The organism is Cupriavidus sp. P-10 (genome assembly GCF_003402535.2).
Classification (GTDB): domain Bacteria; phylum Pseudomonadota; class Gammaproteobacteria; order Burkholderiales; family Burkholderiaceae; genus Cupriavidus.
Genome location: NZ_AP025171.1, coordinates 1,570,477 through 1,588,277 on the forward strand (window position 1 = coordinate 1,570,477; position 17,801 = coordinate 1,588,277).

Here is a 17,801-nt window from a genome sequence, read left to right on the forward strand (position 1 = left end):
CAGATACGCCGATACAAAATCGGCGCAAGAAAAAGGCCGCTCCGGAGAGCGGCCTTCTGCCGAGCGCGAAATCCGCGCGGGCGTCAGTCGTCCAGCAGCGACAGGTCGCGCACGGCGCCCTTGTCGGCCGACATGACCAGCTTGGCGTAGGCCTTCAGCGCCGCAGACACCTTGCGCGGGCGCGCCTTGGCCGGCTTCCAGCCCTTGGCGGCCTGCTCTTCGCGGCGGCGCGCCAGTTCCTCGTCGGACACCAGCACGTCGATGGTGCGGTTGGGGATGTCGATGCGGATCTTGTCGCCGTCGCGCACCAGGCCGATCGCACCGCCGGCTGCCGCCTCGGGCGAGCAGTGGCCGATCGACAGGCCCGAGGTGCCGCCCGAGAAGCGGCCGTCGGTCAGCAGCGCGCAGGCCTTGCCCAGGCCCTTGGACTTGATGTAGCTGGTCGGGTACAGCATTTCCTGCATGCCGGGGCCGCCCTTGGGGCCTTCGTAGCGCACGATCACCACGTCGCCGGCCTTGACCTTGTCGGCCAGGATGTTTTCCACCGCTTCGTCCTGCGACTCGGTGACATGCGCCGTGCCCTCGAACACCAGGATGCTCTCGTCCACGCCGGCGGTCTTCACCACGCAGCCGTCGAGCGCGATATTGCCCGTCAGCACGGCCAGGCCGCCTTCCTTGGAGAACGCGTGCTCGTAGGAGCGGATGCAGCCCTCGGCGCGATCCAGGTCCAGGCTCGGCCAGCGCGTGTTCTGGCTGAACGCGACCTGCGTCGGGATGCCCGCGGGGCCGGCCATGTAGAAGGTGCGGACCGCTTCGTCCTGCGTGCGGCCGATGTCCCACTGCTCCAGCGCATCCTTGAGCGTCGGGGCGTGGACCGTCGGCACGTCGGTATGCAGCTTGCCGGCGCGCTCCAGCTCGCCCAGGATCGCCATGATGCCGCCGGCGCGGTGCACGTCTTCGATGTGGTACTTGTTGGTGTTCGGCGCCACCTTGCACAGCTGCGGCACGACGCGCGAGAGGCGGTCGATGTCGTCCATGGTGAAGTCGATGCCCGCTTCCTGCGCGATCGCCAGCAGGTGCAGGATGGTGTTGGTCGAGCCGCCCATGGCGATGTCCAGCGTCATGGCGTTCTCGAACGCCTTGAAGCCCACCGAGCGCGGCAGGATGCGCGCGTCTTCCTGCTCGTAGTACTGGCGTGCCAGTTCCACCACGCGGCGGCCGGCGCGCTTGAACAGTTGCTCGCGGTCGGCGTGGGTGGCGACCACCGTGCCGTTGCCCGGCAGCGACAGGCCCAGCGCTTCAGTCAGGCAGTTCATGGAATTGGCCGTGAACATGCCCGAGCACGAACCGCAGGTGGGGCATGCGGAGCGCTCCACCTCGGCCACGTCGGCGTCGGAATAGGCGCTGTCGGCCGCCATCACCATGGCGTCGACCAGGTCCAGCTTGCGGAACTCCATGGTCTTGGTGACGGGGTTGGCCAGCCGCGTCTTGCCGGCTTCCATCGGGCCGCCGGAGACGAAGATCACGGGGATGTTGAGGCGCATCGCGGCCATCAGCATGCCCGGGGTGATCTTGTCGCAGTTGGAGATGCACACCATGGCGTCGGCGCAGTGCGCGTTGACCATGTACTCGACCGAGTCGGCGATGATGTCGCGGCTGGGCAGCGAGTACAGCATGCCGTCGTGGCCCATGGCAATACCGTCGTCGACCGCGATGGTGTTGAATTCCTTGGCCACGCCGCCGGCAGCCTCGATTTCGCGCGCGACCAACTGGCCCAGGTCCTTCAGGTGCACGTGCCCGGGCACGAACTGGGTGAACGAATTGACCACCGCGATGATGGGCTTGCTGAAATCTTCGTCTTTCATGCCGGTGGCACGCCACAGCGAGCGGGCCCCCGCCATGTTGCGGCCGGCGGTAGAGGTTTTGGAACGGTATGTGGGCATTGTTTTGCTAAGGAATGTCGCCAGAAAGGTTGCGGGCCACGGGATGACCGGCCCTGCGCGCGCCCGTGCGGACAACCTCTTGAGCTGCGCCCTGGGCAAACCGGGGATTATCCCATAACAGGTCGGGAATCAGGCCCCCGGCGAGGCAGCGGGCCGAGAGCCAGCGGGAAAAACCTCGAACAGGCATGCCGATAACCGCACTTTCCCCCGCACTTTCCCCCTCGCGCGTAAGACGCCGCCCGATACACCGCCTCCGTGGCACCCCCTAGACTTCTTGCATCGCGGGCGCTCTCGTGGCGCGGCTGAGGCGCGTGAGTCTTATGGCAACGAATGCAAGGGCGACAACGGCCAGGCGCCGCGCAGCGGAGCAGCCGGACAGCCTCCAGGACTACCAGGAAAAGCGGAATTTCCACATCACCCCCGAGCCTGCCGGCTCTCGGCGCAGGGGTAAGGCGCAGCCGTTGCGTTTTGTCGTGCAGAAGCACTGGGCCCGGCGCCTGCACTACGATTTCCGGCTCGAACTGGATGGCGTGCTGCTGAGCTGGGCCGTGCCCAAGGGACCCAGCTACGATCCTGCCGAAAAGCGTATTGCCATCCATGTCGAGGACCATCCGCTCGACTATGCGGACTTCGAAGGCGAAATTCCGCCGAAACAATACGGCGCCGGCGCGGTCATCGTCTGGGACCGCGGCACCTGGGCGCCCGTCGGCGACGCGCATGACGGCATGGCGGCCGGCAAGCTGGTGTTCGACCTGTCCGGCGAAAAGCTGGCCGGCCGCTGGGAACTGGTCCGCATCGCCCGGCCGGGCGACAAGTCGGAACAATGGATTCTCTTCAAGAAGCGCGACGCTTGGGCGCGCCCGTTGTCGGAGTTCGACGTACTGGCAGCGCTGCCGGACAGCGTCATCGCCAGGCCGCTGGGCGCGTTGAACGCATCCGGGCCGGGCGTCGTCGAAGACGCGGCCGAGGCCATCAGGTACGCGCCACGCGCGCCGCTCCCGGCAAGACTGACGCCGCAGCTCGCCACGCCCTCGCCCACGCTGCCGGACGGCGCCGGCTGGATCATCGAAACCAAGTTCGACGGGTACCGCATCCTGGCGAGGATCGACGATGCCCGCGCAACGCTCTACACCCGCAACGGCCATGACTGGACCAGGAAGCTGGGCTCGGTGGCCGCCGAAATCGAGAAGCTGGATATCTCGCAGGGCTGGCTGGATGGCGAGATCGTCGTGCTGCGCGATGGCATGCCGGATTTCAATGCACTGCAGAACGCCATCGACGGCCATCGCCACGACGCGATGGTCTTCTTTGCCTTCGACCTGCCCTACTGGGAAGGGCGCGACCTGCGCGGCTTGCCATTGTCCCAGCGCCGGGAAAAGCTGGCCGAGCTGGTCGGCGCGCGCACCGAGCGCGTCCGCTTCAGCGAGGCTTTCGAAGCGCCGCCCGCGCAGATGTTCCAGGCGGCGTGCCGGCTGGGGCTGGAAGGGCTGATGTTCAAGCGGGCGGACGCGGCCTACGTTTCGGCGCGCACGCAGAGCTGGCTCAAGACCAAGTGCAAGCTGCGCCAGGAGTTTGTCATTGGCGGGTTCGCGGACCGCGAAGGGTCGAAGACTGAAATCGGCAGGCTGCATCTTGGCGTCTATGACGAGGGCGATGAAGGCGGCCTGCTCTACGTCGGCGGCGTCGGCACCGGCTGGGATAGCGAGATGGCCGCGAAACTGCGCAAGCGCCTTGCGGCATTGCAGGTTGACGACAGCCCGTTCGCGACCGAGGCGCGTGCCAGCGGGCGCTGGGGCCGCGGCCGTGCTGCGCCGGGGCGATGGGTCAGGCCAACCCTCGTGGCGGAGATCGAGTTCTCCGACTGGACCCCGGAAGGACAGATCCGCCACGCCTCCTTCAAGGGCCTGCGCAGCGACCGCCCCGCCAGGTCGGTCCGGCGCGAAGCGGTCCAGACCGCCGTGACGCCGCATGGCATGGCCGCCATCAAGGTCACCAACCCCGAACGCATCATCGACAAGGCCAGGGGCATCACCAAGGTCGAACTGGTGCGCTATTACGAGAGCGTCGCCAGCCTGATGCTGCCGCACCTCGCCGATCGCCCGTTGTCGCTGGTGCGCGCGCCGGAGGGCATCGACGCGCCGACGTTTTTCCAGAAGCATGCGGAGACGGCAATGCCGGGGCTGACCGAACGCTCCGCGTCGCTCTGGCCCGGCCATGGCGCGCTGCTGACGGCCGACTCGGCCGACGCCATCGTCGCCGCGGCCCAGATGAACGTGGTCGAGTTCCACACCTGGAATTCCACCGCATGCCATATCGACCGCCCTGACCGCGTGATCTTCGACCTCGACCCCGGCGAGGGTGTGGCGTGGGAGTCGATGCTCGAAGCCGCCATGCTGGTGCACACGCTGCTGGATGAACTCGGCCTGCAGTCCTGGCTGAAGACCAGCGGCGGCAAGGGCCTGCACGTGGTTGTGCCGCTGGCGCCGCACCGCTCGTACGACGAGGTCAAGGCGTTTTCGCGGGCCGCAGTGCAACACCTGGCGGCCACCCTCCCCCAGCGCTTCACTGCCCGCTCCGGCGCGGCCAACCGCAAGGGGCGGATATTCGTGGACTACCTGCGCAACGGCTTTTCCCAGACCACCGCGGCCGCGTTCTCGGCCCGCGCCAGGCCGGGGCTCGGGGTATCCATGCCGGTGTCGTGGGAGCAACTTGGCAAGCTGAAAAGTGGCGCACAGTGGACGATCCGGGATGCCCGCGAGTACCTCAGCTTCCAGGTCGCCGACCCGTGGCAGTCCTATTGGGACACAAGCCAGACTTTGACCGCCGCCATCGAGCGCTTAAGCTGATTCCAGCCGTATTGCATTGCGGAGACCTCCATGCCTGCCCGATCCCTCGCCTCGCTGTCCCTGTCCTTCGGTCTTGTCTCGATCCCCGTCAAGCTCTACACGGCCACCGAAGCCAGCTCGGCAGTGCGTTTCAACCTGCTGAGCAAGGAGGGTTCGCGCCTGAAGCAGCAGTACATCTCCGAGCAGACGCAGAAGGTGGTCGAGCGGGCCGAGATGGTGAAGGGCTACGAATTCGAGAAGGGCCGCTTCGTGACCTTCTCGCCGGACGAACTCAAGGCGCTGGAGGAAAGCGCCAGCCACATGGTCGATATCGTCGCGTTCATTCCCGAGCAAAGCGTCGATCCGCTGTACTACGACAAGGCCTATTTCATCGCGCCGGACAAACGCGGCGGCAAGCCCTACAGCCTGCTGCGCGAAGCCATGGCGAAGACCGGGCGGTGTGCCATCGCCAAGTGGGCCGCCAAGGGCAAGTCGCATATCGTGCAGATCCGGCCGGTCGAAGGCGGCCTGGTGTTCCAGCAGCTGTTGTTTGCCGATGAGGTGCGCAGTATCACCGAACTGCATATCGAGGATGTGTCGGTCTCGGATGCCGAACTGAAGCTTGCGATCCAGCTGATCGAGCAGGCATCGGAAGACCAGTACGATCCGACCCAGTACAAGGACGAAGAGAAAGCCAGGGTGCTCGCCGCCATCGACGCCAAGATCACCGGCAAGCAGATCGTCTCGCCGGAGCCGGCCGAAGTCGCCGCCGGCGGTGAGGTCATCGACCTGATGGATGCGCTGCGCGCCAGCCTGTCCAAGAAGGGCGCGCCGGCGGCCAAAGGCAAGGCCGCCGCCGACACTGCATCCGCCCGCCGTCCCGGCAAACGCGCGGCAACGCCGGCGGCGCCCACGCCGATCCGGCGCACCGCGAAGAAATCGGCGTGAACCGCGGCGAAGGCCTGACCACGCGAGCGCTGGAGGCGCGCCTGGGCGTGTCGCGCCGGCTGATCGGCAGCCTGGTCAGCGCCGGGCTGGTCACGCCTGCCCGCGGCCCGCGCGGCGAACATTTGTTCTCCTTCCAGGACGTGGTACTGATCCGTACCGCGGCCTCGCTGTACCAGGCGCGCGTGGCACCGGCGCAGATCCTGCGGGCGCTGCATCGGCTCGAACGGCTGGCGCCGGACCGGCACCTGTCAGGCGTGCGCATGTCCGCCAGCAGCGGCAAGGTATCTGTGCGCGACCGGCACGGCGCGTGGCTGGTGGAGAGCGGGCAACGGCTGATGGAATTCGAGCCGGCCCCGGACGACGTGCGCGTCGTTGAACTGGCACGCGCGGCCGCCAGCGAAGCGGCGGCCGACGAGGTATTTGCGCGCGCACAGGCGCTGGAGCCCTTCGACGCCGTAGCTTCCGAAGCCGCTTACCGGCGCGCACTGACGCTGTCGCCCGGCATGCTGGACGCGTACCTGAACCTGGGGTGCCTGCTGTCCGACCAGCAGCGCTTCGATGAAGCGATCGCGCTATATGAGGGCGCGCTGGCCTGCCTGCCGGACGCGCCGCAGCTGCATTTCAACCTTGGTGTCGCGCTGGAAGATATCGGCGCACCCCAGTCTGCGCTGTCCGCCTACGATCGCTGCATCGAACTGGCACCCGGCGATGCCGATGCGCATTACAACGCCGCGCGGCTGCATCATGAACTGGGGCACTTCCAGAAGGCGGTGCGGCACTTCAACCAGTATCGAAGGCTCAACCGCGCGGAGTAGCCGGCAGGCCGATGGGGACGCGGATGGCTGCCTGCTTCAGCTGAAGCGCTCCCGCAATACCAGCGCGCTGACCTTGTGGCCATGCCAGAACATCTGGTGGATGCGGGCCTTGAGCTTGTCCAGGGTGTCATCGTCCAGCGTGTCGAAGGTCAGCCTGACGGACGGCCTGCTGCCGTCGCCATCCAGGTGCTCGATGCTGTTGTATTCCGGGAAGCCGTATTTCACCAGGAAGGCGCCGATGTCTTCATCGGTGACTTCGGCATCGATGTTGCTGAGCATGAGAACGGACATGATTCACCTCCGTAGGTCGCGCAAGGGTGTCCAGCGTGCCGTCACCCGGGGCGTCATGGTTTGACCTCGGTCCACCCCGGCCCCGGGTCGAATGACCGGATCGCGCCGGCCCGGGCCGCGCTGTCCGGGCCCAGGTCGCGCTCGAAGACGCGGCCGTCGTGGCTCACCATGAAAGTCTTGACGCCGGTATCCCCGTAGCGGAGCGGCCACGCGATCACGGCAAACCCGCCAAAGAGCTTGCCGCCGACGACATAGTCATACTTGCCGCCGGGCGCATGCGTGCCTTGCGAGGTCAGCAGCCGGTAGCGATATCCATGGTAGCCGCCGCCCGGCGCGCTGCGATGTTCGGCGCTGAGGAACGCGGGGCCAAGCGGGCTTTCCGGTTCGCCGGAGCGGGTTGGCCAGTACAGGCCATCGTGCTTGCCGGGCGAACTGACCAGCTTCGATGCGTACGCTGTCACGCCGCGGTCCTGGCGCATCAGCTGCGCATACTCGTTCTGCGCATCGCACACGGCAAGCAAGGTCTGCATCACCGACAGTTCGTTGCGGCCGATCCGGCGCAGGCGCATCTCCTCGACCCCGGCGCGCGTGTCGAAATGCCAGCCCTTTGCCGTCTTCACCAGCGGGACCGGCATGGTCCAGTCGTCCTTGCCCGCGGCAATGCGGGCCCGGTCGGGTCCGTCGGAACGAATCGCGTGCGATTGGTGCCAGGCCTCCAGGAACTTGTAGCGGATATCCGCGCCGACCGGCGGGATCAGGTCGGTGTAGCGGGCGCCGAGCAGAGACTTCATGGCGGCGTCGTCGCTGGTGGCGACGGCTTCGCCGAAGGCATTCATTGCGGCCTCGGGCGTAGCGAAGTCCTTTTGCGCATAGGCTGGCGCCGTCGCCAATGCGACCAGCATCCCGCCGAGGGACAACGCCTTGCGGCACGGCCATGCCAGGCCCGATCGTTTCGTGCGCTGCATATCGCTGTCCCCCGCTCAACGCCGTCCGCCACCGCCACGGCCACCGCCCCCGCCACCGCGGCCACCCCCGCTGAAGCCCCCGCCGCCGCGGCCGCCGCCGCCACTGAAGCCACCCCCGCCGCCGCCACGCTGGCCGCCACCGCTGAAGTTACCGCCACCACGCTGGCCGCCACTGTCGCGGTACGAGGCCGATTGCGTGCTGGCACGGCCGCGGTCAAAGTCTCGCTGCGCGGCCGCGCCTCCACCGCCCACGCCCTGGAACGCGTTGTCGCGTCCGCCGCCCGCGGCCCGGTCAGAAGTGCGAGCCCGGTCGGATGCTCCGGCCCGGTCGGAAGTGCGCGCCCGGTCGGATGCTCCAGCCCGGTCGGATGCTCCAGCCCGGTCGGAGACGCCGGCGCGATCTCCTGCACTGCCACGTTCGCCAAGGCTTCCGCGCTCACCGCCGCGGTCGCCAAAGCCTCCGCGTTCGCCGCCACGGTCGCCGCCGAGATCACCGCGCCCACCGCGATCCCCGCCTGCCATACGGTCCGACACGCCACCGGCGCCGTCGCGGCCGCGGAATTCGTTGCGCCGGTTGGCGCCGGCGGCATCCCTGCCACCAAACTTCTCGCGCGAAGCGTTATCCCGGTATGCCACGCCTTTCCGGTGCGAGGCGTCATGCTGCCATTTCCCTCCACCCTGCACCTTGGTGCGGTCGAAGTTGCGGTCGATATTGGCGGCCTTGTTGACGTTGATATTGACGTCGCCGCCGCCCCAGTTGCAGTTGCCGAAGATGGCACCCGCCGCGGCCAGGCCGACGCCCCAGGCAAAGCCGGTCATCAGCGCGGCGCCAGGATAGTAAGCGGGATAAGGGGGCCAGTAGTACGGCGGGTAGGCGGGATAGCTCCAGGCCCCGTACACCACTGTCGGGTTGTAGGCTGGCACGTAGATGACTTCCGGGTTCGCCGGCTCGATTCGCACGATGGTCTGCGACGCCTGTGCCGGCGGTGCCTCCTGCCCCGCCTGTACGGGTGGCGCCGGCGCAGGCTCGACGATTACCTTCTGCTGCTCGTTCGACTTCAGGTTGCCCGATTGCTGCGCACGCGCCCGCAACCGCTGCACGGCGTCGAGCACCTCCTTCTCCTGGCCGAGGAAGGCGTCGCCCAGCTTCTGCGTCCAGTCGAGCTTGTCGTTCAGCGGCTCAAGCACCTGCGGGAAGGCCACCAGCGACTTGACGCTGACATCCCAGGGCTGGCTCTCGACTGCCTTCAGCGCGGCGTCGCCCTTCACCTTGGGGTTGGCCTTGACCCAGCGGGCCGCCTGCACGATCTCGAGCGGATACGTGGAGGCCATCAGCACCTGGGACAACACTGAATCGGGATAGAGCGCGATGGGGGCGACCAGCGCTTCAAGTTCTTCCGGCTTGAACGGCGCCTGCGCGGCTGGCGCATCCTGCGCATGGACATTCAGCGCCAGGCATGCCAGGCCGGCGCACAGACAGGCGCCGACCCGGCGCCACAGACGCATCCCCCGCCCCTCCATGGCCAGTCTCCCTTGCCCCGTTGCCGGACCACCGTCCGGGGCTGAACTTCCGGCCTGCCGCCAGCGCCCTGCCCGCGCCAGGTCCGGGAAACGATAAAAGCGATCGCGACGTCTTATTGCCCTGAGAAACTATAGGTGTCGGCGCCTGCCGCAGAGATGAAAAATTTACGAAAGTGATATAGGAAAAACTTTTGCGGCGAGAGCCAGGACACCACGCGCAATGCTCGAGATCCGATATTGCTGTCCGAATTGTCTATTGTGAGGAATGTGAGGAAGGTGAGACAGCACAACAACCCCGGACGTCTTGCCGTTCGAGGTGTCCGAACCCAATGGAGGTGGAAGATGGCCAAGCACAAGGACAAGCGCCACGACAGGGAGCAGGCCGAGACCGAGCCGCCGCGCCCGCGGGATGACGCCGGGGAGCGCCCGGATGCAGCGGACGAGCCGCGCGAACGCATGTCCGAGAAGGCTTACCAGAAGGAACTCCGCCACCTGCATGGCGAGCTGGTCAAGCTGCAGCTATGGGTGCAGGCCAGCGGCACCAAGGTCTGCGTGGTGTTCGAAGGCCGCGACGGCGCCGGCAAGGGCGGCACCATCAAGGCCATGACCGAACGCGTCAGCCCGCGCGTGTTCCGCGTGGTCGCGCTGCCCGCCCCGACCGAACGCGAAAAAAGCCAGATGTACGTCCAGCGCTATCTGCCGCACCTGCCTGCGGCAGGCGAGATCGTCATCTTCGACCGCAGCTGGTACAACCGCGCCGGGGTCGAGCGCGTGATGGGATTCTGCAGCGAAACGCAGGCCGAGGAGTTCCTGCGGGCCGTCCCGCTGGTGGAGCGGGCCATTGTCCATTCCGGCATCATCCTGATCAAGTACTGGCTGGAAGTCAGCCCCGAAGAGCAGACCCGCCGCCTGAAGGGACGCATCCACGACGACCGCAAGACCTGGAAGCTCACCGACATGGACCTGCGCTCATACAGCCGCTGGTATGACTATTCCCGCGCGCGCGACGCCATGTTCGCGGCCTCCGACAGCGACTACGCGCCGTGGTTTGTCGCCGATTCCAACGACAAGCGGCGGGCGCGGCTGAACATCATCCAGCACATGCTGGACCGCATCCCGTACAAAGAGGTCGAGCGCAAGCCGGTCAAGCTGCCGGCAAGGCAGAAGGCACACGGATACCAGGAACCGGACTACCCGTACCGGTACGTGGAGTCGCGCTTCTAGGCCGCTGCAGGCCTCTGCAGGCCGCGATCGCCTAGCTGGCGAGCTTGCGCGACTTCCAGTCGCCGCTCCTTTCCCTGCAGTACCAGCCGGTCCAGCTCTCCGATTCGCCGGCACGGCGGAACTCGCTGTGCAGCTGCCGGCACCGGTCGCCGCGGTCCTGCCGCGTGCGCAATGGCGTGAAAGCGCCTTCCACCGGGCGCTCCCGCATGTCGGGCGGCAGCGTAAACGGCACGCGGGCACCATCGGCGCCCTGCTCCAGCGTCTTGCGAAAGACGCCGGTCAGGACTTCGAGCTGGCTCTTCGTCAGCGTGCCGACGATGGTGCCGGAGAGGTAGTGATCGAAGTAGGCAACGGCCGTCCCTGCCGGTGCCAGACCAGCAAGGCATGCGGCGACGCATGCCAGCACGTGCAAGACCCGGTATCGGCTGTTCATGTCGGCTCCTTCGAGGTGGTGCCCCGGTGAGCTTGGCGTGATCTGCAAGCGCTGCGGCCGGGCATCGGGCCCGGCGTCAGTCTGGCTTGCCAAGGTAATCATCGACCGCGCTGCCCACGGTGGGATGGAACTTGTCGCCGAACGATTCCATCAGCTCAAAGCGCTTGAGTTTGTCCCGTACCGGATCCTTCATCTCGGCGAAATGCAGGTCGATACCGCGCTCGCGCAGGATGCTGCCCAGGTCGCGCAGCATGTCGGCCGAGGTGACGTCGACGCTGGTCACCGGTTCCGCTGCGACCACAACGCGGCGCACGGGTGTCGGCGAGGCGTCGATCGCTTCTATCAGGCGTTCCTGGAACAGTTCGGCATTGGCGAAGAACAGCGGCGCGTCCCAGCGGAACAGCACCAGTCCGTCGATCAGCCTGGCCTCCGGGTAGCGCTCGATATCGTGGTATCCACGCAGCCCGTCCACTTTCCCCAGCACGGCGTAGTGCGGCCGCCAGCCGTCCCAGAGGAATTCGATCACGGCAATGACCACGGCCAGGAAAATCCCCTGGATGGTGCCGAACACGGCAACGACCGCGAAGCAAACCATCGACAGCCAGAACTCCCACTGCTGGATGCGGTAGATGCGCTTCAGGTCGCCGATCACAAACAGGCCGATGGCCGCGGCGATGACCACCGCGGCCAGCGCGCTGCTTGGCAGGTACTGAAGCAGGTTCGGCGCGAACAGCAGCAGGATGGCCACGGACAGCGCGCCGACCACGCCGGTGAGCTGTGTCTTGGCGCCAGCGGCTTCGGCCACCGGCGTGCGCGAAGCGCTGCTGCTGACCGGGAAGCCCTGGAACAGTCCGGCCGCCAGGTTGGCGGCGCCCAGCCCCACCATCTCCTGGTTCGGGTCGACGCGGGTGTTGGTGCGTGCCGCATAGGTGCGCGACAGCACGCTGGTGTCGGCGAAGGCAATCAGCGCGACCGCGCATCCGCCCAGCACGATCTTCATCAGGTCGGCGCCGTCCAGCCACGGCAGGACAAAGGCGGGAAGCCCCTGCGGCGTCTTGCCCAGCACTTTCACCCCGTGCTGGTCCAGGTCGAACATGCTGACCGCGAGCGTGGCGATGACCACCGCGATCAGGATGCCCGGCACGCGCTCGAAACGCTTCAGGCCCAGGATCAGCGCCAGACTACCGGCGCCGACGGCAAAGCTGTACCAGTTGGTCTGCCCGTCCAGGATGGCTCTGCCCAGTTCGAGCATCTCCCGCAGCGGCCCGGCATCCTCGACCGGGATGGCGAACAGCTTGGGCAGCTGGCTGACCAGCACCGTCAGGGCGATGCCATTCATGTAGCCGTAGCGGATCGGCTTGGACAGCAGTTCGGCGACAAAGCCAAGGCGCAGCAGCCCCATCACGATGCAGACCGCGCCAGAGACTACCGCCATCATGCTGGCCACCAGCACGGCGAGCGCCGGATCGCCGCCGGCGACCTGCAGCACCACCGCCAGGATCGGCGCGGCCAGGGCCGAATCCGGGCCCAGCACCAGGATGCGGCTCGGCCCGAACAAGGCGTACACGAGCAGCGGGACCATGGTGGCGTAGAGCCCATAAACGCCGGGCACGCCGGAGGCTTCGGCGTAGGCGATGCCCACCGGCATCAGCATGGTGGTCAGCACCAGTCCCGCCGCCAGGTCCCGTGGCAGCCAGTCCGGCCGATAGGACTTCAGCACCCGGACGCCGGGGAGCCAGCGTAGCCAACCGACGGCCTTGCCGGCGTCCTGCCCTGCGAAGTGCGTCAATTTCTGGGGCTCCATGTGCAGCAATCTCGTTCGACACGCATCGACTATAGGCGGTGGCGACACGGTCTCGCCATGCCATGGCCCGGGCGCTTGCCGGCGGCGCCAGGTCGCGCGCCAAACGCACGGCGAGGTCGCGGCGCCGTCTGCCCCGGCCGCCCCCACGCGGCTCCCTCTCGTTTTCCCCGATTGTCCCTGAATGCAAAGGAGATGTCCCGCCAGGCCAAACCCGCGGTCGCCAATATCCGATACTTCGCCAGTCGCAACCGGCCTGCGACCACGCCCCAGAGGACTGCTTTTTCCTGCTGGCAACGCCGTGGCTCAGCCGGTCCACTACTGGAAAAATTCTCATGATCGGGCAACCCACTACCCATCGCACCGTTGCAACGCCGTCGGACAAGACATCGCGCTCAAGCCTCTATGCCTGGCTTGTCTTTGCCCTGAGCTTTGGCCTGCTGCTGTCGGACTATATGTCCCGCCAGGTGCTCAACGCGGTATTCCCCCTGCTGAAGGCCGAATGGTCGCTTAGCGACACCGAACTGGGTGCGCTGGGCGGCATCGTGGCGCTGATGGTCGGCTTGCTGACGTTCCCGTTGTCGATCCTGGCCGACCGCTGGGGCCGGGTCCGCAGCCTGGTGCTGATGGCGGCGCTGTGGAGCCTGGCGACGCTGGGCTGCGCACTGGCAAACGGCTTTGGCCAGATGTTCATCGCGCGACTGTGCGTGGGCATCGGCGAGGCAGCATACGGCAGCGTCGGCATTGCCGTGGTGCTGTCGGTATTCCCGCGCCACCTGCGCGCCAGCCTGAGTTCCGCCTTTATCGCCGGCGGCGCGTTCGGCTCGGTGCTGGGCATGGGGCTCGGCGGCGCCTTGTCGGCGCATTTCGGCTGGCGCTGGGCCTTTGCCGGCATGGCGGTGTTCGGGCTGGTGCTGGTGGTGGTTTTCCGCCTGATCGTGACCGAACCGCGGCTGCGGGCACGGCGCAAGGAGCTCGGCGAAGACGCTGATACCGGAGCGCGCGGGCCCGCCATGCCCCTGCGCCCGCTGCTCGCCGCGCTGTTCTCCGCGCGCTCGATCCTCTGCGCCTATGTCGGCAGCGCCCTGCAGTTGCTGGTGATGGGCGCCCTGATCACCTGGATGCCCAGCTACCTGGCGCGCTACTACGGCATGGCGACGGACCGCGCCGGCGCGGTCGCCGCGGGATTCGTGCTGGCCGGCGGCGTCGGCATGGTGCTGTGCGGGGCGATGACAGACTGGCTGGCCCGGCATGCGCCTTGCCGCAAGTGGGTGATCGCGACGGCCTACAGCCTGATCTGCTGCGCCCTGCTGCTGACGGCGTTCCGTCTGCCGGCGGGCACCTTGCAACTGGTACTGATCGGTGCCGGCATGCTGTTTGTCGGCGGCGCCGCCGGCCCTGCCAGCGCCGCGGTCGCCAACCTGACCCGCCCGGCCATCCACGCCACCGCCTTTGCCACGCTGACGCTGGCCAACAACCTGCTGGGGCTGGCGCCCGGGCCGTTTGTCACCGGCCTGCTGGCCGACCACATCGGCCTGCGCGGTGCGTTGCAGCTGGTGCCGATGGCGTCGCTGCTGGCCGCCGCCGCGTTCCTTGCCGGACGCCGTTACTACGCTGCGGACCTGCGCCGCCTGGAGAGCCGGCACGAGGCCTGCGCTTCCCGAACTTCTGACTGACATTCCTGCAGAACCATGAGCCTTTCCCCTGATACCACCGTGCTGCTGGTGCCCGGCCTGCGCGACCACGTGGCCGAACACTGGCAGACCCTGCTCCAGGCACAACTGCCCAACGCGCGCTCGGTGCCGCCGCTGGAGCATGACAAACTGAGCCGCGACGCCCGCGTCGCGGCGCTGGACGCCGCCCTGGCCGACATCGACGGCCCGGTCGTCCTGGTCGCGCATAGCGCCGGCGTCATGATCACCGTGCACTGGGCCGCCCGGCACCACCGCAAGATCCGCGGCGCGCTGCTCGCCACGCCAGCCGACCTGGAAAGCCCCATGCCGGCCGGGTACCCGGACATCGCCACGCTCGCAGAGCACGGCTGGCTGCCGATCCCGAAGGACCCGCTGCCCTTCCCGACCATCCTCGCCGCCAGCCGCAACGATCCGCTGGCGAGCTACCCGCGCGCGGCCCAGATGGCCAGCGACTGGGGCAGCACGCTGGTCGACCTGGGCGAAGTCGGCCACCTCAATCCCGCCGCGGGCTACGGCCCCTGGCCACGCGCGACCGCCCTGATCGACGATCTGCTGCGCGCCAACTGAAGCACGCGAAGAACGCGAAGAAAACGCATTGAATCGCAGTACCCGGCAATACCAGACCAGACGGAATTCATCCGCATCCCAAACCAAAGGAAAAGAAGGGGAGAACACTCCATGAAGCTCAGGACCATGGCTGCAGCCGCAGCGCTAACCTGCTCAGGCAGCGCCCTCGCGCAGTCAACCGTCACGCTATACGGCGTGGTGGACATCAATGTCGAATACGCAAACCATGTCGGCGCCGTGCCGGTGGCGAGCAACCAGTTCAACCGCGGCCCGGCGAACGACGTCTACCGCATGAACTCGGGCGGCGTCTCCGGGTCGCGCTGGGGCATGCGCGGTACCGAGGACCTCGGCGGCGGCCTGAAGGGCCTGTTCGTGCTGGAAAGCGGTTTTAACCTCGATACCGGCACGATGCAGCAAAGCAACCGCCTGTTCGGCCGCCAGGCCTTCGTCGGCCTGCAGAAGGCAGGCATCGGCCAGATCAGCCTGGGGCGCCAGTACACCTCGATGTTCGAAGCCCTGGCGAACTTCTCGCCGGCTGCCTATGCCACCCAGTACGAACCGGTGGTGCTGCAATCCGGCCCGAACTTCCGCGCCGACAACACCATCAAGTACACCGGCCAGTTCGGCCCGGTCACGGCGCTGGCGCACTGGTCCTTCGGCACTGGCCTGGCCCTGCCGGCGACCGTGGGCATTGCCACGCCGATCGGCGGCAACGGCGAAGTGCCCGGCCAGTTCCGGCGCGACACCGCCTGGGGTGCCGCGCTGGCCTACCAGGGCGGCCCGTTTGGCGTGACCTTCGGCTACGACCAGTGGAACCCGACCATCGGCACGAGCAACGGCGAGATCAAGAAGGCCGTGGTCGGCGCCAGCTATTCGTATGGTCCGGCAAAGATCATGGGCGGCTACCGCTGGGGCCAGAACAAGAACGCCGCGGACGTGGTGATCCAGCGTGACGATTTCTACTGGATCGGCGGTACCTACCAGGTCACTCCGGCCATCGGCCTGACGCTCGAATACGCCTACGACAACGTCAAGACCCTGTATGGCGATACCCATGTCCCCAACCCATGGCAGGTCGCCTTCATTGCCAACTACGCGTTCTCCAAGCGTACCGACGTGTACCTGACCACGGCCTACGCCAAGAATGCCGGCCTGATGATGGAATCGCTGGCCACGGTCTACGCCAACAGCCTGTCTCTGGGCAACAGCTACGCGCTGGCCAACGGGCAGAGCAACATGTTCGGCGCGGCAGTGGGCATCCGCCACAAGTTCTGACAACGCGTCTCGCAGCATCGACCCTGCAACCGATGCTCTTTTGCGGCCGCCCGGATTCCGGGACGGCCGCTTTTTTTTTATGGGTGGTGGTTGGGGGTGCCTCCGGCGGCCACGAGCCGAAAGCGCCGTTGCTGGCGCTTCAATGCCGTGTCAGCGGCGCAAAAAGCCGTGGACGATGCCGGCCGCATGCTCCGGCCCGGTGACCAGGAAGAGGTGGCCGTCTTCGACCATCTGCAGCGTCGAGTCGGGAATGCGGGCTGCCAGGATCCTGGCATTGACCGGCGGCACGATCGGGTCGTCGCTGCCGTGCATGACCAGCGTGGGCTGTCGCAGCGCGCCCAGCCACGGCAGGCTGCTCCAGCCCCACGCCGCCAGCAGTTGGTAGAGATAGCCGCGCCCGGGCGGTGGCTGCATGTGCCGGCCGTGTTCGTCGAGCAAGTCCGGATCGCGGCGGAAGGCGCCACCGTAAAGGTCGGCGCCGATTCTGCGCAGGTATTGCGGATCGGTATAGCGCCGCACGCCGATCATCTTGGTGAGCACCGACAGGCTGCCCGGCACCATGAGCACGCCGGGCGACGTGGCGGCAAGCACCAGGCGCCGGCATCGCGCGGCATAAAGCCGGGCAAACTCCTGCGCCAGCGCCCCGCCCCACGACACGCCGAGCACATCGACCTGGCCCTGATAGCCGAGGTGCGACAGCAGGCGGTCAGCCAGCACGCAAACACTGGAAAGGCGATACGGCAGCACCGGCGCGGGCGAGCCGCCGGCGCCGGGAACGTCGAAAAGAATGACTTCGATGCCCGGAAGGGCATCGACAAAGGGGGCGAGCAGTTCAAGGTTGGCGCCGATGCCGTTGAAGATCAGCAACGGCGGCCCGGCATCGCTGCCGGGCCGGATACCGGCCTTTACTACCTGGCCGTCCAGGTCCACGGTCAGGACCTGCAGCTTGTGACCGGCATGCGTGCCGGCGTCTGTTGTTGTCATCAGTTCATCCTGGAGACGCAGCGCACGGGCATGGCCGGGGGCAGCCATGCCCGCCGCCACTTATTGTTTCGGGCGCAGGATCCCCTTCGCCTCCTCAACGTTCTCGGCGAGGCGGCGTCCGACCACCGAAATGCTGTCGGCCTGGGCCTTGTACAGCGTGTCGGTCAGGCCGCGCACGCCGGCTACCGCCTTCTGCAGCGAGCGCGGCAGGGCTTCCGCCAGCTTCGCGGGGGCCTTGCCGTCGACAGCCTGGCTGCCGCGCGACAGCGCCTGCAGGTCGGCGGCGGCATCGCACAGGAACTCGGCCTGCTGGCGCACCAGCGATTGCAAGCCGCCCAGCAGCATCACGTTGACGCTGGCAAGCGCCTCGATGTCCTTGCGGCGCGATTCCAGGACCGCGGACGGGTCCAGGCGGTTGTTGCGCACGAAGTCGAGCAGTTTCTTGTGCGGGGCCTGTGCGGCCGATGCACCTGCGGTGTTGGTCGTTTCCATCTTGGTTTCTCCTGACAGTTGGG

General features: G+C 67.2%; 15 protein-coding genes. 7 read left to right on the forward strand and 8 right to left on the reverse strand.

The window, feature by feature from the left end; genetic code table 11:
- Window positions 1–83 precede the first annotated feature (83 nt).
- The gene (gene ilvD, locus CTP10_RS24155) at window positions 84–1,943 is read right to left on the reverse strand and encodes a dihydroxy-acid dehydratase (protein WP_116322724.1); all 1,860 of its coding nucleotides are present in this window, start codon (window positions 1,941–1,943) and stop codon (window positions 84–86) included.
- A gap of 320 nt (window positions 1,944–2,263) precedes the next feature.
- Here ilvD and ligD point away from each other — a divergent pair, with 320 nt between their 5' ends.
- From ligD to CTP10_RS24170, 3 genes are read left to right on the forward strand one after another with little or no spacing between them, the layout of a single operon-like run.
- Window positions 2,264–4,789, forward strand: a complete 2,526-nt coding sequence (ligD, locus tag CTP10_RS24160) for a DNA ligase D (RefSeq protein WP_116322725.1) — start codon at window positions 2,264–2,266, stop codon at window positions 4,787–4,789.
- 30 nt (window positions 4,790–4,819) lie between these two features.
- Window positions 4,820–5,716, forward strand: a complete 897-nt coding sequence (ku, locus tag CTP10_RS24165) for a non-homologous end joining protein Ku (RefSeq protein WP_116322726.1) — start codon at window positions 4,820–4,822, stop codon at window positions 5,714–5,716.
- Complete coding sequence (locus tag CTP10_RS24170; RefSeq protein WP_116322727.1) at window positions 5,713–6,531, forward strand: tetratricopeptide repeat protein; 819 nt, start codon at window positions 5,713–5,715, stop codon at window positions 6,529–6,531. The genes ku and CTP10_RS24170 overlap by 4 nt, the downstream gene beginning before the upstream one ends.
- A 36-nt stretch (window positions 6,532–6,567) precedes the next feature.
- Here CTP10_RS24170 and CTP10_RS24175 read toward each other — a convergent pair whose 3' ends face one another.
- The 3 genes from CTP10_RS24175 to CTP10_RS24185 form a co-directional block, all read right to left on the reverse strand.
- Window positions 6,568–6,822: an RNA-binding protein gene (locus CTP10_RS24175; protein ID WP_116322728.1), complete on the reverse strand. Its 255-nt coding sequence runs from the start codon at window positions 6,820–6,822 to the stop codon at window positions 6,568–6,570.
- A gap of 53 nt (window positions 6,823–6,875) precedes the next feature.
- Window positions 6,876–7,724 (reverse strand): DUF2950 domain-containing protein, encoded by an 849-nt coding sequence (locus tag CTP10_RS24180; protein WP_233528357.1) that lies wholly within the window; start codon window positions 7,722–7,724, stop codon window positions 6,876–6,878.
- Between the two features lie 78 nt (window positions 7,725–7,802).
- Window positions 7,803–9,293: a DUF3300 domain-containing protein gene (locus CTP10_RS24185; RefSeq protein ID WP_233528354.1), complete on the reverse strand. Its 1,491-nt coding sequence runs from the start codon at window positions 9,291–9,293 to the stop codon at window positions 7,803–7,805.
- 471 nt (window positions 9,294–9,764) lie between these two features.
- On the opposite strand from CTP10_RS24185, the gene ppk2 reads away from it, so the two are divergent.
- Window positions 9,765–10,532, forward strand: a complete 768-nt coding sequence (ppk2, locus tag CTP10_RS24190; RefSeq protein WP_233528358.1) for a polyphosphate kinase 2 — start codon at window positions 9,765–9,767, stop codon at window positions 10,530–10,532.
- 31 nt (window positions 10,533–10,563) lie between these two features.
- Here ppk2 and CTP10_RS24195 read toward each other — a convergent pair whose 3' ends face one another.
- Together CTP10_RS24195 and CTP10_RS24200 are read right to left on the reverse strand one after the other, a co-directional pair.
- Window positions 10,564–10,965, reverse strand: a complete 402-nt coding sequence (locus tag CTP10_RS24195) for a hypothetical protein (RefSeq protein WP_116322732.1) — start codon at window positions 10,963–10,965, stop codon at window positions 10,564–10,566.
- 76 nt (window positions 10,966–11,041) lie between these two features.
- Window positions 11,042–12,769 (reverse strand): SulP family inorganic anion transporter, encoded by a 1,728-nt coding sequence (locus CTP10_RS24200; RefSeq protein WP_116322733.1) that lies wholly within the window; start codon window positions 12,767–12,769, stop codon window positions 11,042–11,044.
- A 332-nt stretch (window positions 12,770–13,101) separates the two neighbouring features.
- Between CTP10_RS24200 and CTP10_RS24205 the strand changes: the two genes are divergently transcribed.
- The 3 genes from CTP10_RS24205 (at window position 13,102) to CTP10_RS24215 (ending at window position 16,302) form a co-directional block, all read left to right on the forward strand.
- Window positions 13,102–14,442, forward strand: a complete 1,341-nt coding sequence (locus tag CTP10_RS24205; protein WP_116322734.1) for an MFS transporter — start codon at window positions 13,102–13,104, stop codon at window positions 14,440–14,442.
- Between the two features lie 15 nt (window positions 14,443–14,457).
- Window positions 14,458–15,027 (forward strand): RBBP9/YdeN family alpha/beta hydrolase, encoded by a 570-nt coding sequence (locus CTP10_RS24210; protein WP_116322735.1) that lies wholly within the window; start codon window positions 14,458–14,460, stop codon window positions 15,025–15,027.
- Between the two features lie 111 nt (window positions 15,028–15,138).
- Window positions 15,139–16,302, forward strand: coding sequence for a porin (locus tag CTP10_RS24215; RefSeq protein WP_116322736.1), 1,164 nt, complete (start codon window positions 15,139–15,141; stop codon window positions 16,300–16,302).
- Between the two features lie 150 nt (window positions 16,303–16,452).
- On the opposite strand, the gene phaZ is transcribed toward CTP10_RS24215, so the two are convergent.
- Together phaZ and CTP10_RS24225 are read right to left on the reverse strand one after the other, a co-directional pair.
- Window positions 16,453–17,286, reverse strand: coding sequence for a poly(3-hydroxyalkanoate) depolymerase (gene phaZ / locus CTP10_RS24220; RefSeq protein ID WP_116322747.1), 834 nt, complete (start codon window positions 17,284–17,286; stop codon window positions 16,453–16,455).
- A gap of 60 nt (window positions 17,287–17,346) precedes the next feature.
- Window positions 17,347–17,778 (reverse strand): phasin family protein, encoded by a 432-nt coding sequence (locus CTP10_RS24225; protein WP_116322737.1) that lies wholly within the window; start codon window positions 17,776–17,778, stop codon window positions 17,347–17,349.
- Window positions 17,779–17,801 lie beyond the last annotated feature (23 nt).

Coding starts and splice junctions, on each gene's coding strand:
- CTP10_RS24185 (WP_233528354.1), bottom strand. CDS start 9,293: ATGCGTCTGTGGCGCCGGGTCGGCGCCTGTCTGTGCGCCGGCCTGGCA.
- CTP10_RS24200 (WP_116322733.1), bottom strand. CDS start 12,769: ATGGAGCCCCAGAAATTGACGCACTTCGCAGGGCAGGACGCCGGCAAG.
- ilvD (WP_116322724.1), bottom strand. CDS start 1,943: ATGCCCACATACCGTTCCAAAACCTCTACCGCCGGCCGCAACATGGCG.
- CTP10_RS24210 (WP_116322735.1), top strand. CDS start 14,458: ATGAGCCTTTCCCCTGATACCACCGTGCTGCTGGTGCCCGGCCTGCGC.
- phaZ (WP_116322747.1), bottom strand. CDS start 17,286: ATGACAACAACAGACGCCGGCACGCATGCCGGTCACAAGCTGCAGGTC.
- CTP10_RS24175 (WP_116322728.1), bottom strand. CDS start 6,822: ATGTCCGTTCTCATGCTCAGCAACATCGATGCCGAAGTCACCGATGAA.
- CTP10_RS24195 (WP_116322732.1), bottom strand. CDS start 10,965: ATGAACAGCCGATACCGGGTCTTGCACGTGCTGGCATGCGTCGCCGCA.
- ligD (WP_116322725.1), top strand. CDS start 2,264: ATGGCAACGAATGCAAGGGCGACAACGGCCAGGCGCCGCGCAGCGGAG.
- CTP10_RS24225 (WP_116322737.1), bottom strand. CDS start 17,778: ATGGAAACGACCAACACCGCAGGTGCATCGGCCGCACAGGCCCCGCAC.
- CTP10_RS24205 (WP_116322734.1), top strand. CDS start 13,102: ATGATCGGGCAACCCACTACCCATCGCACCGTTGCAACGCCGTCGGAC.
- CTP10_RS24215 (WP_116322736.1), top strand. CDS start 15,139: ATGAAGCTCAGGACCATGGCTGCAGCCGCAGCGCTAACCTGCTCAGGC.
- ppk2 (WP_233528358.1), top strand. CDS start 9,765: ATGTCCGAGAAGGCTTACCAGAAGGAACTCCGCCACCTGCATGGCGAG.
- ku (WP_116322726.1), top strand. CDS start 4,820: ATGCCTGCCCGATCCCTCGCCTCGCTGTCCCTGTCCTTCGGTCTTGTC.
- CTP10_RS24180 (WP_233528357.1), bottom strand. CDS start 7,724: ATGCTGGTCGCATTGGCGACGGCGCCAGCCTATGCGCAAAAGGACTTC.